Origin of the sequence: Bacteroides caecigallinarum (genome assembly GCF_016901995.1) — a bacterium.
In the GTDB taxonomy this organism is placed as follows: Bacteria; Bacteroidota; Bacteroidia; order Bacteroidales; family Bacteroidaceae; genus Phocaeicola; species Phocaeicola cellulolyticus.
On sequence record NZ_JACJLE010000066.1, the window covers coordinates 1 to 16830 of the forward strand.

At 46.7% G+C, this 16830-nt stretch carries 11 protein-coding genes; all 11 read left to right on the forward strand.

Annotation, left to right across the window (positions count from 1 at the left end):
* The first annotated feature begins 74 nt into the window (after positions 1–74).
* The 11 genes from H6A61_RS13715 (at position 75) to H6A61_RS13765 (ending at position 16644) form a co-directional block, all read left to right on the forward strand.
* Positions 75–2966, forward strand: coding sequence for a bifunctional fucokinase/fucose-1-phosphate guanylyltransferase (locus tag H6A61_RS13715; RefSeq protein WP_204394413.1), 2892 nt, complete (start codon positions 75–77; stop codon positions 2964–2966).
* A gap of 210 nt (positions 2967–3176) precedes the next feature.
* Positions 3177–4433 (forward strand): nucleotide sugar dehydrogenase, encoded by a 1257-nt coding sequence (locus tag H6A61_RS13720; protein WP_204394402.1) that lies wholly within the window; start codon positions 3177–3179, stop codon positions 4431–4433.
* Between the two features lie 180 nt (positions 4434–4613).
* Positions 4614–6020 (forward strand): undecaprenyl-phosphate glucose phosphotransferase, encoded by a 1407-nt coding sequence (locus H6A61_RS13725; protein WP_204394403.1) that lies wholly within the window; start codon positions 4614–4616, stop codon positions 6018–6020.
* Positions 6021–6153: 133 nt separating this feature from the next.
* On the forward strand, positions 6154–6873 hold the full coding sequence (locus H6A61_RS13730; RefSeq protein WP_204394404.1) for a YjbH domain-containing protein: 720 nt from the start codon (positions 6154–6156) through the stop codon (positions 6871–6873).
* Positions 6851–8083 (forward strand): hypothetical protein, encoded by a 1233-nt coding sequence (locus tag H6A61_RS13735; RefSeq protein WP_204394405.1) that lies wholly within the window; start codon positions 6851–6853, stop codon positions 8081–8083. The genes H6A61_RS13730 and H6A61_RS13735 overlap by 23 nt, the downstream gene beginning before the upstream one ends.
* A 99-nt stretch (positions 8084–8182) precedes the next feature.
* A complete protein-coding gene (locus tag H6A61_RS13740) occupies positions 8183–9436 on the forward strand; it encodes a carboxypeptidase-like regulatory domain-containing protein (RefSeq protein WP_204394406.1) in 1254 nt (417 codons plus the stop codon).
* Positions 9437–9476: 40 nt separating this feature from the next.
* Entirely contained in the window at positions 9477–10586 is a 1110-nt protein-coding gene (locus H6A61_RS13745) for an OmpA family protein (RefSeq protein WP_204394408.1), read from the forward strand.
* 141 nt (positions 10587–10727) lie between these two features.
* Entirely contained in the window at positions 10728–13193 is a 2466-nt protein-coding gene (locus H6A61_RS13750) for a polysaccharide biosynthesis/export family protein (protein ID WP_239469229.1), read from the forward strand.
* A gap of 32 nt (positions 13194–13225) precedes the next feature.
* Positions 13226–14320 carry a Wzz/FepE/Etk N-terminal domain-containing protein gene (locus H6A61_RS13755; RefSeq protein WP_204394410.1) on the forward strand — a complete coding sequence of 365 codons (1095 nt, stop codon included), beginning with the start codon at positions 13226–13228 and terminating at the stop codon, positions 14318–14320.
* A gap of 72 nt (positions 14321–14392) precedes the next feature.
* The gene (gmd, locus tag H6A61_RS13760) at positions 14393–15484 is read left to right on the forward strand and encodes a GDP-mannose 4,6-dehydratase (RefSeq protein ID WP_154042664.1); all 1092 of its coding nucleotides are present in this window, start codon (positions 14393–14395) and stop codon (positions 15482–15484) included.
* Between the two features lie 86 nt (positions 15485–15570).
* Positions 15571–16644 carry an NAD-dependent epimerase/dehydratase family protein gene (locus H6A61_RS13765; protein ID WP_204394412.1) on the forward strand — a complete coding sequence of 358 codons (1074 nt, stop codon included), beginning with the start codon at positions 15571–15573 and terminating at the stop codon, positions 16642–16644.
* The last annotated feature ends 186 nt before the right edge of the window (positions 16645–16830 follow it).

A 16830-nucleotide genomic window follows, 5' to 3' on the forward strand; every position in this document is an offset into this window, starting at 1 on the left:
ATTATACACGATGGAGAATTTTAGAAGCTCGTTATTGTATAAAAATATATCCGAATGGGAAAGTAAAAATAATTATAGTCTGTTCAAAAGCTAATATAATTAAAATTATAAATAAAGATACAATGAAGAAATTACTCTCTCTCCCACCCAATCTGGTGGAGTGTTTTCACGATATAATGAACGCGGACAGAAAGGAATGGTTCTGCACTTCGGATCCTGTAGGAAAGAAACTGGGATCGGGCGGCGGAACGACATGGCTGCTGGATGAATGCAGAAGGAACGAGGCGGACGGACAGGACGTGATGGAATGGCTGGGACGCGAAAAGAGAATACTGCTGCATGCGGGGGGACAGAGCAGACGTCTGCCGGCTTATGCTCCGTCGGGAAAGATCCTGACGCCGATACCGGTGTTCAGATGGGCGCGCGGACAGAAGATTACGCAGACTCTTCTGGATCTGCAGCTGCCGCTGTACGAGGAGATAATGGAGAAGGCTCCAAAGGGGCTGAACACGCTGATTGCAAGCGGCGACGTGTATATAAGGGCGAAGGAGCAGCTGCAGGAGATACCGGAGGCTGACGTGGTGTGCTACGGGCTGTGGGAGGATCCGCAGCTGATGAAGAACCACGGGGTGTTCGTGGCATCGAGAAAATCGCCTGAGAAGCTGGAATTCATGGTGCAGAAACCGAGTGTGGAGGAGATGGCGGCGCTGATGAAGGATTATCTGTTCATGATGGATATAGGCATATGGCTGCTGAGCGACAGGGCCGTGAAGCTGATGATGGATCGTTCGAAGGACGATAACGGGGAGATGAAATTCTATGACATGTACTCGGAATTCGGTCTGGCTCTTGGGGAGAGGCCGAGAATTGAGGACAGGGAACTGAACAGCCTGAAGGTGGTGGTGCTGCCGTTGCCGGGAGGGGAATTCCATCATTACGGAACGAGCAGGGAGATGATTTCATCTACGCTGACGGTGCAGAACTGTGTGATGGATCAGAGGGCGATAATGCATCATAAGGTGAAACCGCATCCGGCGGCTTTCGTTCAGAATGCGGTGATAAACATCGGTCTGACGGAGAAGAATGCGGAGATATGGATTGAGAACAGCTTCGTGGGCAAGGAATGGAGGCTTACGAGCAGAAATATAATTACAGGCGTACCGGAAAATGACTGGGCTTTGCCGCTGGGTGAAGGTGTGTGCATAGACGTTGTGCCGATGGGCGAAAAATCGTATGTGGCAAGGCCTTACGGATTTGAGGACAAGTTCAAGGGGGACATGAGGGATGCCTCTACCCTGTTCTTGGGACGTCCTGCCGCACAATGGCTGGAGGAAAGAGGGCTGAAGGCTGATGACATAACGGGAAGCACAGACTTACAGAGCGCGGAGATTTTCCCTGTAACGGACAATATAGATGACCTGGGTTGTGTATTGGCGTGGATGACATGTAGGGCTGATGATGCACGAGGAAAGAGGATATGGACGGAGGCACGCAAGATGTCTGCCGACGGCATATCGGCTTATGCCAACCTGAGAAGACTGACTGCACAGCGGAAGGCTTTCAGAATGGAGAACCTGGTGACTCTGGCAAAGAACCATGAGAGAAGTGTGTTCTATCAGATGGATCTGGAACAGGCGGCAGAGGACTTTGCAAAGGGTGGAATGGATCTGCCGGAGAAATTGCCGGAGGATACGCTGCTGCTGAAAAAGATAAGCGACGGGATGTTCCGAGCAAGGGTGATGGAGATTAAGGGTAACCCTGAGGCGAAGGCTATGGAGGACAGGGCTTTCGGACTGATGCGCGAGGGACTGACGGGTGTGATGGATTTGAGACAGAGACCGGTGATGGCTGTGTATGCGGATCAGATAGTATGGGGACGCAGCCCCGTGAGGATTGACCTGGCGGGGGGATGGACTGATACTCCGCCTTTCAGCGTGATGGAGGGTGGCAATGTGGTGAACATAGCAATAGAACTGAACGGACAGCCGCCTTTGCAGGCTTATGTGAAACCGTCGGACAATTATAATATTATACTGCGTTCCATTGATCTGGGGGCTGCTGAGGTGATTACTTCGTACGAGGAGCTGAGGGATTTCAGGAAGGTGGGCTCGCCTTTCTCCATTCCTAAGGCGGCTCTGGCTCTGGCGGGATTCCTGCCGGAATTCTGCATGGATGCTCATGCTTCGCTGGAAGAACAGCTGAGGGCGTTCGGCAAGGGTATAGAGGTGACTTTGCTTTCTGCGGTTCCTGCAGGATCGGGACTGGGTACAAGCTCTATACTGGCGGCTACTGTGCTGGGGGCTCTGAATGATTTCTGCGGACTGAACTGGGACAGACAGGCTATCGGCAACAGGACTCTGATTCTGGAACAGATGCTTACTACGGGAGGCGGATGGCAGGATCAGTATGGCGGGGTGCTGCAGGGTGTGAAGCTGCTGCAGACGGCTCCGGGATGGAAGCAGGAACCTGCAGTGAAGTGGATGCCGGACTATATATTCAGGAATGAGGAGTATGCGAAGTGTCATCTGCTGTATTACACGGGTATCACGCGTACGGCAAAGGGTATCCTGGCGGAGATAGTCAAGGGTATGTTCCTGAACTCGGAAAAGCATCTGAGAATTCTGGACGCGATGAAGGGGCATGCACTGGAGATGTATGACGCCATTATAAGGAATGACTTCGAGGGGATGGGACGCCTGGTAAGGAAGACATGGCAGCAGAACATGGCTCTGGACAGCGGTACCAATCCTGAGGCGGTGAGAAGGATGACCGCAATGATAGACGACCTGTGTCTGGGATATAAGCTGCCGGGTGCAGGCGGAGGCGGATATCTGTATATGGTGGCAAAGGATCAGGAAGCGGCTGCCAGAATAAGAAGGATTCTGAACGAAAACAGGATGAACGACAAGGCGAGGTTTGTGGATATGAGGCTTTCGGACAGGGGGCTGGAGGTGAGCAGGAGCTGATGATAATTAAGAATTAAAAATTAAGAATTAAAAATTAAAAAGTTGACAAGGCTTCAGTTACAAGTGGACAAGGATTCAGTTACAAGGGGACAAGGATTCCATCCGGTCAGCGAAGTTAAAGCCTCGTTAACTTGTCAACTCGTTAACTTGTCAACTCGTTAACTTGTCAACTAGTAACTAGTCAACTAACAACTAAAAACTCAAAATCATATGAAAAGGAATATCGCGGTGGCAGGAACAGGTTATGTAGGCCTGTCAATAGCAACATTGCTGGCACAGCATCACAGGGTGATGGCTGTGGATGTAATACCTGAAAAGGTAGAAAAAATTAATAACCGTATTTCACCTATACAGGATGATTACATAGAGAAGTATCTGGCAGAAAAGGAACTGGATCTGACTGCCACACTGGACGGTGAAGCGGCATACAGGGATGCGGACTTTGTGGTGATAGCGGCTCCTACAAACTATGATCCGGTGAAGAACTATTTCGACACCAGTCATGTGGAGGAGGTTATCGACCTGGTTAGAAGCGTTAATCCTAAGGCGGTGATGGTGATAAAGAGTACTATTCCGGTAGGATACTGCGAAGGGCTGTATAAAAGATACGGAAGGGATCTGAAACTGCTGTTTTCGCCTGAGTTTCTGCGTGAGAGCAAGGCGCTGTATGACAACCTCTACCCCAGCCGTATAATAGTGGGATGTCCGAAAGAGAATGTTTGTGACCATGCGGAGGAACTGAAAGAGGCTGCAAAGGCTTTTGCGGGTCTGCTGCAGGAGGGTGCGCTGAAGGAGAACATAGACACTCTGTTTATGGGACTGACGGAAGCGGAAGCGGTGAAGCTGTTTGCAAACACTTATCTGGCACTGAGGGTTTCGTACTTCAACGAGCTGGACACTTATGCTGAGATGAAGGGTCTGAACACTGTGGATATAATAAACGGTATTAGCCTTGACCCGAGAATAGGCAACCATTATAATAATCCGTCGTTCGGATATGGCGGCTACTGTCTGCCGAAGGATACGAAGCAGCTGCTTGCCAACTATGCGGATGTACCGGAGAACCTGATTCATGCGATAGTGGAATCGAACCGTACAAGGAAGGACTTCATTGCGGATCAGGTGCTGAAAATGGCGGGATATTACACTGCGAACTCACAATGGGACATGGGCAACGAAAAGAACGTGGTTATCGGTGTCTATAGGCTTACAATGAAATCGAACAGTGACAACTTCCGACAGAGCTCTATTCAGGGCGTGATGAAGCGTATCAAGGCGAAAGGTGCTACGGTGATAATATATGAGCCTACGCTGGAGGACGGAACAACTTTCTTCGGTTCGAAGGTGGTGAACGATATGGAGGAATTCAAGAGACTGTCCGGGGCTATAATAGCGAACAGATATGACTCGTGTCTGGACGATGTGAAACAGAAAGTCTATACAAGGGATATTTTTAAAAGGGATTGAGTTTCTGTTTTTACATTTTTTACGAATATTCTTTGGATATATGTTTCAATATATTAAATTTGCCCCGGCTATAGGTAAGAGTTTGTTGTAAACGGCTTTACTGCCTTACCAGTTTATAACTATGTTACTATATAACTTTAATACTTTATAACTGATTTATTACTGTATAACTTTATTCCAATGCTTAGAAACAATTCATACAACAGTGCTGTAAGTTATTTCGTAATAGGAACTGAAACTATAATCGCTGGGGGACTGTTCTTCCTAATGAGGAAGCTGTTTAACGATGATTATGCAAGTGTGGTAATGGATGCAACGGGATTGCAGATTGGTCTGACTCTGATGCTGATTTATGCAATAAGCGCCGCTACTTCGGGGGTGGTGCTGTACAAAAGAAAGATCTATGCATACGAAATAATGAGCAGGATTATGTCGGCAATGCTGAAATTCATACTCCTCTCCTACTGTCTTCTTAAAGCGGGGAACTATATGAATACTTTCTCGACATTCTATCTGTTGTATATACTGATTCTTACTATGCTGATAGTTCTGTTCAGGGTAAGTCTGAGAATGATGATTAAGGCGTACAGAACAAGAGGCGGAAACATAAGGTTTGTGGTACTGGTGGGAAGCAGCAGAAGCATGACGGATCTGTACGGGGAGCTGACGGACCAGAAATGGGCAGGATATAATGTACTGGGGTATTTCGATTTCGAGAAGAACGAAAACATGCCGGAAGGATGCGAATATCTGGGAACTCCGGAAGATGTGACTGGATTTCTGGAAAAGAACCATAACGTGCATTATCTGTTCTGCGGACTGAGGGATGTGCACCGTGACGTAATCACAAGGATTATAAGTTTCTGCGAGAACCATATTGTGAGATTCTACAGTGTGCCGAACATGAACAACTATCTGCAGAACAAGGTGTATCTGGAGTCGGTGGGCAGTGTGCCGGTGCTGAGCCTGAGAAAAGACAGACTGTCGAGCATGAGCAACAAGATAATAAAAAGGACTTTCGACCTGGTGTTCTCAACACTCTTCCTTTGCACGCTATTCCCTGTCATACTGATTATAGTGACCATAATAACTAAAATAACCATGCCGGGACCGGTGTTCTTCAGACAGAAAAGGAACGGACTGAACGACAAGGAGTTCTACTGCCTGAAATTCAGAAGCATGAAGGTGAATGCGGATGCTGACAGGCTGCAGGCGACAAAGGATGACCCGAGAAAGACGAAATGGGGAAACATAATGAGAAAAACGAATATTGACGAGCTGCCGCAGTTTATCAATGTATTCATGGGCGACATGAGTGTAGTGGGCCCTAGACCGCACATGCTGAAGCATACGGAGGAATATTCGAAACTTATAGACAAGTATATGGTGAGACATCTGGTGAAACCGGGAGTGACGGGATGGAGCCAGGTGACAGGTTTCAGAGGGGAAACCAAGGAACTGAAGGACATGCAGGGAAGAATCAGGGGGGATATATGGTATATCGAAAACTGGTCGTTCTGGCTGGATCTGTACATTATCTACAGGACTGTGGCAAATGTGTTCAAAGGTGAAGAAAAAGCATATTGACGGTAATGATATTTTCATTCCGGAATACTATTTGCAGATTTTAAAACAGAAAATATGAAAAATATGATGGAAGAGTGATATATTTATACTTTTTATTTATATTTTTGCGTGGATTTCATAATTAATATCAATTATGCCATTGAAAAAATCTGAAATTATAAGATACTCGGTCATAGCAATTCTTCTGACAGTATGCGCAGGAACAGGAAGGGCGCAATATACTATGGGGAATGCGGGAATGATGAACACTCCGTCGGCGGAGATGAACGAACCGGGAACATTCCTGTTCGGGGGAAACTATCTGCCGGAGAGACTGGTACCTTTCGGATACAACACAGGAAACTATTTCGCAGGGATTACGCTGTTCTCTTTTCTGGAACTGACTTACAGGGAAACCCTGCTGAAAACGACTTATATGACAGTGAAACCGAAATTCAACCAGCAGGACAGGTCGCTGTCGGTAAGGGTGAGACTGCTGAAGGAAAGGAAATATATACCGGCTCTGGCCGTGGGTACGCATGACCCTTTTGCCGACCTGGGAAAGAATTACTATCAGGGGTATTTCGGGGTGCTGACAAAACATTTCTACGTGGGAAACAACGAGATTGGCATAAGCGCGGGGTATCTGGGATACACGGGCGACAGAAGCAGGCTGAGGGACGGGGTGTTCGGAGGAGTGACTTTCCGTCCGGCTTTCTACAGGGATCTGACTTTTATGGCTGAATATGATACAAGGAACGTAAACGTGGGCGTGGCTGCAAGGCTGTGGAGACACGTGTCGGTACATGCGTTTACATCGGGATTTAAATGCTTGGCGGGAGGACTGAGATATGAATGCACACTTATTCATTAGGAGATGTACTTTCGCGGCTGCATTTATGATGTCGGCTGCATTTGCCGGAGCACAGGTGGATACGGCACTGAAAAGCCTGGGTATGGAGAATATCAGGACTGTGGAAACGGAGGACGGATGTATAACGGCTTTCGAGGACAGGGCTTACAGATCGTCGTACTACGGTGTGGGGAAGGCTATAGAGACCGCCTTAGGGGCCAGAAAAGAAGGAAGCCTGACACTGGTGGTGACGGACAGGAACGGAATGCCGCAACTGAGGATATTCATTGACGGAAATACCGTGGAAGACTTTGCCTGCGGAAAGGCTACGATAAGGGATGTATATACAAGGATGGAGATGGGGACATGTGCCGACAGGGAACTGGAACTGCTGAAAGGGACAGAGACAAAGGCGAAAAGCGCATGGAGACCGGATCTGACGGTATATCCCAACCTGTTCCTGGAAAATACTAGTTTTGACAAGCTGTACAGATATGCCGTGGCACTGGCACCGGCTATAGAGATGCCACTGTGGAAGGGTGCGGAAATAACGGCTCAGGTGATTTTCCCTGTAGTGACCAACCAGAAGGGTGAGCTGAAGACAATAAGACCGGGGTTCGTGACATTCCGACAGGGAGTATATCTGAAAAAGAACTGGCATGCGTGGGTGACAGGTGGACTGTTCAATAACAACAGGATGGGCGGAAACGTGGAGGCAATGTGGAGAAGCCCGAAAGGAAGATGGGAACTGGGCGGAAGACTCGGGGCTACGGTGTGGTCGCTGTTCGACGAGGACGGATGGACCATAACAAACAAGCCGAAACTGGACGCGGCTGTTTATGGAAGGGTGTATATACCTGGATGGAACACGGAACTGTACGGATCGGTGAACAGATTTGTTTACGGCGACTACGGGGCAATGGGTGAAGTGACAAGACACTTCGGAGAATATACCGTGGGACTGTATGCAATGGTTGCCGGAGGTGACATAAACGGAGGATTCAGCTTTGCAATTCCACTGCCGGGAAAGAAATACAACAGATGGAAAGGCATGAGACTGAAACCGAGCGACTACTTCGCTTTCAGATACAGCATGGTGGCATGGGGCGATTATGTAGATAAGAATCTGGGAGTGTATTACAACGACGAACCGAACAAGAACAGAAGCAAGGGATTTTATCAGCCTGAATATGTTAGGTATTTTCTGATAAAGGAACTTGATAAAAATTAATAATTAAAAATTAAGAGTTAATAATTAAAAAAGCAACGGTCAACGAAGTTAATTCGGAGTTATAAATTGAACAATAATATAAAAAAAAAGGACAACAAAATGAAAACTAACAAGATTTTGGTAATGGCACTCCTGCTTGGCTTTGCAGGTGCAGGATTTACTTCATGTGCCATAAAGGACAATGAAAAGAAAGCTGAAATGGTTGAGGACCCGATACAGGCTACCACAGAATACTATATCAACGGTAAGGTGGTGGATGCAAACGGAAACAATCTGTCGGGCGTGACTGTAAGCGCAGGGGAAGTAGTGGCAAAGACTGCTGCCGACGGTACTTTCTCGCTGACTGTAAACGCTACAGGAAGCTATAACGTGGCTGCCTCAATGGACGGATACCTGAAAGTATCAGGAACAGTGACAGTGCCTCAGAACGCTACAAACAGATCGTCGTACAACACTTCGTTCATCATGGAAAAGAAGGCTGCTGGCATTTCCATAGCTCAAGACAACACTGCCGATGTGGTAATCTCTACTGAAACAAACACTAACGTGGGAAACCTTGACAATGTGGATAACGGTCTTGCTGTGGCTATTCCGGGAAACACTACAAACCTTGCAGGTTCGGAAATCTCTGTAACAGAATATATACCTGAGGTATCGGCCGCTGCAGTGGAAAACCAGGAAGCTCCGGTAGCGAACATCTATGTGGAAACTTCGAAGGATATTGACGCCAACGGTATCACACTGGCTATTGCAAACCCTGCACAGAGCGGAGAAACAACTTTCGAATCGTTCAACGTATATAAGAGTACAGTTTCAAGAAGCGATGACGGATTCACAAAAATCGGCGAGGCTTTCCTTGGAAACGGAAACAAGTTCTCTATCGTTCTTGACAACGGCAAGCTGGCAGGTGACTACTCTTTCCGTGTGAAATACAACAGCACTGCCACTACTGGCAAGGAAACTGTTTCGGGCGAAAAGGACAACAGCGGCTCGATGAATGCAATCAGAGACTACAAGATAAGCTACAATGAAAAGATGGGCTGGGAATATACTAACCAGAACGCATTCAGCGGACTTGACGAGGAGATAGTAAAGATGATGAAGAACGCCATCAAGGCTTGTCAGGGTGCTGAAGGTGTTACAACCACATCAAAGAGTCTTACCACAAACATCAGCGGTAACCATATCCTGTACTACACTGTAGATAACAACTATACTGAAACTACCTACAAGTTCGTGATGACAGGAGGCAAGAACGTTACAGTGAAGACAAAGGCTTATACAGGCACTAAGCTGAACTACCAGATTGTTTCGGCCGACCAGCACTCAGGTGGTACTGCTAACGGTAACTGATAAATCGATTCATTGTAAAAAACATAATCATTGACATATTATGAAAATCAGAAACATATTGATGACTGCAGCTATATGCTGTACATCTGCAATTTTTGCACAGAATACACAGGAAAACGGTGAGTTCAGAAAGAACAACTGGTTCCTGACTGCCGGAGGTACTACAGAGGCATGGATGAACAAGGACGGATACGTGCTGGGTACTGCAAAGGGCGGTTTCGGAGTGTGGGTAAACCCTTATCTGGGACTGAAGCTGGAAGCTGTGGCAGGTAACACAAGACTTCTGGAAAACAGCAGAGGCCAGGTGTTCGGTGCGCATCTGTCGTATATGGCACATATTCTGGGAGCGAAGAAATATTCATGGTTCAACCTGCTGGGTGTTGTAGGTGGAGGATATTATATGTATAAATCGGGCAGCATATTCGATGAATACTCAAAATATCAGTCACTGAATGCAAACGTAGGAGTGCAGGCTCTGTTTAACGTGGCTCCAAGATGGAGCATATACCTGCAGCCTGACATGGTGATGCAGCCTAAATATTATGATCCTGCAAACAGAAAAGATTTCACTCTGAGCGCTGCTCTGACCCTGGGTGTGAACTATACTTTCAGAAGCAAGTTCGTGGGACAGGACAAGGTGGATGTGCTTCAGGCTGAAAAGGACCAGCTGAACGACGAGGTGAACAGAATGAGAAAGGAACTGAGCGAAGCCAACTCGAAACTTGCAGCACAGCAGGAAGAGACAGTGAAAGCACAGAGAGAGGCTGCAGAAGCCAAGGAAGCTGCAGCTGAAACAGCCGGACAGCAGAAGGTTACTCCGGATATGGCTGAATATACCGCATTCTTCTCTATCAACTCGGCAATCCTGTCAAAACAGGAAGTGGTAAATCTGGAAGCTATAGCTGACGTGATGAAACAGTTCCCACAGGCTAAATATAAGATTACAGGTTATGCAGACAAGCAGACCGGTTCGGCTGAGTTCAACCGGAAGGTTTCAAGACAAAGAGCTGAAGCTGTGTATAACACACTGGCTGACAAGTTCGGCGTGAACAGAGATCAGATGATTGTGGAAGGTGCCGGTGGTGTGGATACAATGCACCAGGGTGATCCTAAGCTGAGCAGAGCTGCCGTAATCACTGTAGTAAGATAATCAATACATTATTTATGGAAACGGGCAGGAACATTCCTGCCCGTTTTGTCATTAAATATAGGGGCATGTTTTGATTTCTTATGTTAAATAAGTATCTTTGCAACGGTTATTCAAAAAAAACAGAACATATAAAAATATTTCATGAGAAAACATTTCGTATATGCAGCGTTCTCAATCCTAATGATGGGAGCACTTCCGGTTTTTGCCCAGTCGGGCATGACTGACTCGCAGGTGATACAGTACGTTCAGGACGGTATGAAACAGGGTAAAAGCCAGCAAAAGCTGATGATGGAACTCACTGCCAAGGGTATGACCCAGGAACAGGCCCTGAGACTGAAGAAAATGTATGAGTCGGGACAGATAAGCAACAGCAGCGGCATTTCGGACAGGATAAGCGCCAACAGCAGGATGAGACAGGGGAAACTCAACGGTGACGAGCAGTCCAACATAAAGGGATACAACAAGATGCAGCTGGGAATGCTGAACGACTCGACAATGTATAATCCGGACATGTTTATCGCAGTGGATGAATACGGAAGGCCTATAAAGCCGGTGAAGCCGGAAGACCAGGTGTTCGGAAGAAATATCTTCACGAACAAGAACCTGTCGTTCGAACCGGACATGAATGTTGCCACTCCACAGGATTACAGACTGGGACCGGGGGACGAAATAATAATAGATATCTGGGGGGCCAGCGAGAACTCGATAAGACAGGAAATTTCGCCTGACGGTTGCATCACCATACCGGGACTGGGAATGATTTCGCTGAACGGACTGAACATAGCCGATGCAAGGGAATATCTGAAGAGTGAACTGAGCAAGATATATGCGAATGAGGGAAACCAGATACAGGTGACACTGGGAAATACAAGAAGCATTAAGGTGAACGTGATGGGTGAAGTGATGGTGCCGGGCACCTATACCCTGTCGGCTTTCGCATCGGTGTTCCATGCTCTGTACAGCGCAGGAGGTATAACCGACCTCGGTAGCCTGAGAGACATCAGGGTGGCAAGAAACGGAAACACGGTGGCCAACGTTGACGTATATGAATATATACTACAGGGAAAGACTGATGGTAATATCAGTCTGCAGGAAGGTGACGTAATCATAGTTCCTACCTACGAGGCTATTGTTAAGGTGGAAGGCAAGGTGAAAAGACCTATGAAGTATGAGATGAAGAGTGACGAAAACATCTCTACCCTACTGAAATATGCCGGTTTCTTTGCTGCCAACGCATACAAGAACAGCGTGAGAGTGGTGAGACAGGAAGGAAGACAGTTCTCTGTAGCGACAGTGGATAGAGACGATTTCGCTTCGTTCAAGGTGATGGACGGTGACGTGGTGACTGCCGACTCGATTATCAACAGATTCTCGAACAAACTGGAAGTGGTCGGTGCGGTTTACAGACCGGGTATTTACGAATTCTGTGAAAACATAAACACAGTGAAGGAACTGCTTACACAGGCTGACGGACTGCTGGGTGATGCATTTACAAACCGTGCGGTGCTGTACAGACAGCGCGAGAACCTGACAAGCGAAGTGCTTTCGGTGGATGTGAAAGGTATAATGAACGGTACGGCTCCTGACGTGGAACTGAAGAATAACGATTTGCTGTACATCCCGAGCATTCACGATATAAAATATGCCGGTGACGTTTATATTTCGGGAGAGATAAAGAATCCGGGTATATATCCTTATTCGGACAATATGACTCTGGAAGACTTCGTGATTACTGCAGGAGGACTGAAGGATGAAGCTTCGCTGGTGAGAGTGGATGTGTCAAGACGTATTAAGGACAACAAGGGAACTGAGGCGACTGAGACTGTGGGACAGAACTTTACATTCGGACTGAAAGACGGATTCATAGTGGATGGCGAACCGGGATTCGTGCTTGAACCGTATGACCAGGTGTTCGTGAGAAAGAGTCCTGGATACAACGTACAGAAAAACGTAAAGGTGAACGGTGAAGTGCTGTACGAAGGTGAATACAGCCTGAACTTCAAGAATGAAAGACTGAGCAGCCTGATAGAACGTGCGGGAGGTATAACAGCTTTCGGATATGCAAAGGGTGCGAAACTGACCAGAGTGGCAAACGATGACGAGAAGAAGAGAATGGAGGATGTTCTGAAGCTGATGAGAAGAGAGCTTGGCGAAGGGCTGACAGACTCGCTGAAACTGGAACTGGACAGTGTGTTCACTGTTGGTATAGATCTGGAAAAGGCTTTGGCAAAACCGGGAAGCAGCGCAGACATCGTACTGAGAGAGGGTGACGTGATTAGCGTTCCGGAAATGACATCGACAGTGAAGATAAACGGTGCGGTGATGATGCCTAACACTGTGACATATATGGACGGAGAGAACGTGAAGTATTATCTGAACCAGGCTGGTGGCTACTCGCAAAGCGCAAAGAAGAGCAAGAAATTCATTATCTACATGAACGGCCAGGTGGAAAGGGTTAAGGCAAGAAGCAAGAAGGTGGAACCGGGATGCGAGATTGTAGTGCCGAACAAGGTGAAGAAGAACAGATTCGGAGACATAATGGGATATACCACTTCGCTGGCCTCACTGGCTATGATGGTGGCTTCTATTGCGAATCTGGTTAAGTAGTTAGTTGTTGGTTTTAGCTGTTAGACACTATTATGGAAGATATACAGAAACAACAGAATATACAGGAACAGGAAATAGATCTGATAGAACTGGCAAAAAAGGTCTGGGAAGGAAGAAAACTTGTACTGAAAGCCTGCGGATGGGCAGTGCTGGTAGGACTTGTAGTTGGATTCAGTATCCCTAAGGAATATACAGCCAATGTGACTCTGGCACCGGAAACTACATCAGGAGGCAGGTCTGTAAGCGGAGGATTGTCGGCATTGGCTGGAATGGCAGGAATCAATCTGGGGGCATCACAAACGGCTGATGCATTATCGCCAGAGTTATACCCGGATATTGTGAAATCTATACCTTTCTCGATAGAAATGTTCGATGTAAAGGTAACAGACATGAAAGGAGAACTGAATACAACGGTATATGAATATCTGAAAGAACACCAGAAACAACCATGGTGGGGATATATTATTTCTGCACCATTCAAGGCTTTGGGATGGGTAATGAAAACCATAAAGGGTGAAAAAGAGGAAACTACGACAGGTACTGTTGATCCTTTTAAACTGACAAATGAACAGAACGGAATAATTGCTACATTAGGAGAAAGAATAAAAGTAGAAGTAGATAAGAAAACTTCAGTAATAAAAATTTCAGTGACAATGCAAGACCCTCTGATAGCAGCAACGCTGACAAACGAAGTGATGGAAAAGCTGCAAGACTATATTACGGAATACAGGACAAACAAGGCAAGGAAAGACTTGGAATATACTCAAAAGCTGTACGAAGAAAGCATGCAGAGCTATCATGAGGCACAGCAGGAATATGCCGCATATATGGACAGAAACCAGAATGTTTCGCTGAGAAGCGCCCAGACACAACAGGAAAGGCTGAGAAACGAAATGGAACTGGCATTCAATGTATATAACCAAACTGCACAGCAGCTGCAGGTGGCAAAGGCTAAGGTACAGGAGGACACTCCTGTATATACAGTGGTGGAGGCTGCTTCGGTTCCGCTCAGAGCAACAAAACCATCGAAGGCGATGATTCTGATAGGATTCGTATTCCTGGCAGGAGTGGGATCATGCGGATGGATACTGTTCGGAAAGGATCTGATAAATTCTTTTAGAAAATAATTATATATAGGGGTGAAAATAGAAGTTTTTACCCCTTTTTTACTGTAACTTATATACATTAAAACAGACTGAATGAGAAAAGTAGCATTGATTACAGGTATTACGGGACAAGACGGTTCATACCTGGCCGAATTTTTATTGGAGAAAGGATACGATGTACACGGAACTATCAGACGCTCGTCTGTGGATTACAGAGAGAGAATAGCACATCTGGAAGGAAAACCTAACTTCCATCTGCACTATGCGGATCTGGGAGACTCGATGAGCATCATGCAGGTAGTGAGCAAGGTACGCCCTACCGAAGTATATAACCTGGCTGCACAGAGCCATGTGCAGGTGTCGTTCGACTCGCCTGAGTTTACAGCAAATGTGGATGCAACAGGTGTGCTCCGCGTGCTGGAGGCTGTGCGTCTGTGCGGACTGACTGACAGCTGCCGCATATATCAGGCATCGACATCGGAACTGTACGGAAAGGTGGAGGAAGTGCCACAGAACGAGAATACTCCGTTCCACCCCTACTCGCCTTATGCAGTGGCAAAGCTGTACGGATTCTGGATTGTGAAGGAATATCGTGAGGCTTACAATATGTTCTGCTGCTCGGGTATCCTGTTCAACCATGAGAGTGAACGCCGTGGTGAGACTTTCGTGACAAGAAAGATTACTCTGGCTGCCGCACGTATTGCTCAGGGTAAGCAGGAGAAGCTGTATCTGGGTAATCTGGACTCGCTGCGTGACTGGGGTTATGCGAAGGACTATGTGGAATGTATGTGGCTAATCCTGCAGAACGACCAGCCTGAGGACTTCGTAATCGCTACAGGCGAACAGCACAGCGTAAGGGAATTCTGCTATTATGCATTCAAACGTGCAGGTATAGAACTTGAATTCAAGGGTGAAGGTATTGACGAAAAGGGTTACGACAAGGCTACAGGAAAGTGTCTGGTAGAGGTGAGCGAAGATTTCTACCGTCCTACCGACGTGGTGAACCTGTGGGGTGACCCTACTAAGGCGAAAGCAAAACTGGGATGGAACCCGACAAAGACAAGCTTCCAGGAACTGGTGAACATCATGGTGGATGCCGACATGGCGAAGGTGGCTGTGGAAAGACACAGCGAGGTGGTGAGAACTAATCTTGCGGAGTATCTGGAGAAGGGAATAGTGAAATAATTAATAATTAAGAGTTAAGAATTAAGAGTTAAGAATTAAGAGTTAATAATGAGTTATTTAATTTTTAATTCTTCATTGATATAACCGTGGATAAAAACAGTAAAATATATGTGGCAGGACACCGCGGACTGGTGGGCTCTGCCATCTGGAACAATCTTCTGCAAAGGGGATATACAAATCTTGTGGGAAGGACTCACAAGGAACTGGATCTGCTGGACGGGGTGGCTGTGAAGAAATTCTTCGACGAGGAAAAACCGGATGCGGTGATTCTGGCTGCCGCTCATGTGGGCGGTATAATGGCGAACTCTATCTACAGAGCTGACTTTATATACAACAATCTGCAGATACAACAGAACGTGATAGGCGAAAGCTTCCGTCACGGGGTGAAGAAGCTGCTGTTCCTGGGAAGTACATGCATCTATCCGAGGGATGCGGAACAGCCGATGAAAGAGGAAGTGCTGCTCACCTCCCCTCTGGAATATACCAACGAACCGTATGCGATAGCGAAGATTGCGGGACTGAAGATGTGTGAGAGCTTCAATCTGCAGTATGGCACAAACTATATAGCGGTGATGCCGACTAACCTGTATGGTCCGAACGATAATTTCGACCTGGAGAGAAGCCATGTGCTGCCGGCCATGATAAGAAAGATCCATCTGGCAAAATGTCTGATGAACGGCGATATGGAGGCTGTAAGGGCTGACCTGAAGAAGCGTCCGGTGGAAGGTGTGGACGGAAATTCTCCGGAAGCTGACATCATAGCTATTCTGGCCAAATACGGCATACACAATGACCATGTGATACTGTGGGGCTCGGGAAAACCGATGAGAGAGTTCCTGTGGAGCGAGGAAATGGCAGACGCCAGCGTGCATGTGCTGCTGAATGTGGATTTCAAGGACACTTATAAGGAAGGCGACAAGGATATCAGAAACTGCCATATCAATGTGGGTACGGGCAAGGAACTGAGCATTCACGACGTGGCAATGCTGATCAAGAAGGAAATAGGTTTCGAAGGGGAAATAAGATGGGACGCATCGAAGCCGGACGGCACGATGAGGAAACTTACGGACGTGACGAAACTGCATAACCTGGGATGGCACCACAAAGTGGAAATTGATGAAGGTGTGCACAGAATGTACAAATGGTACACGGAACAATAACGAATGGACAATGGCGGGATGTCAACTGATGATGTCCCGCCATTTTTATATATAAGATATATCTAAACAAAAATGTAACGGAATGATGTAATTATAAATATGTATTCACAATTAAAAAGATTTTACTTGTATTTTTTTTCTATTTATTGGATATTTTCGCTATATTTGCAAAGTATTATTAATATG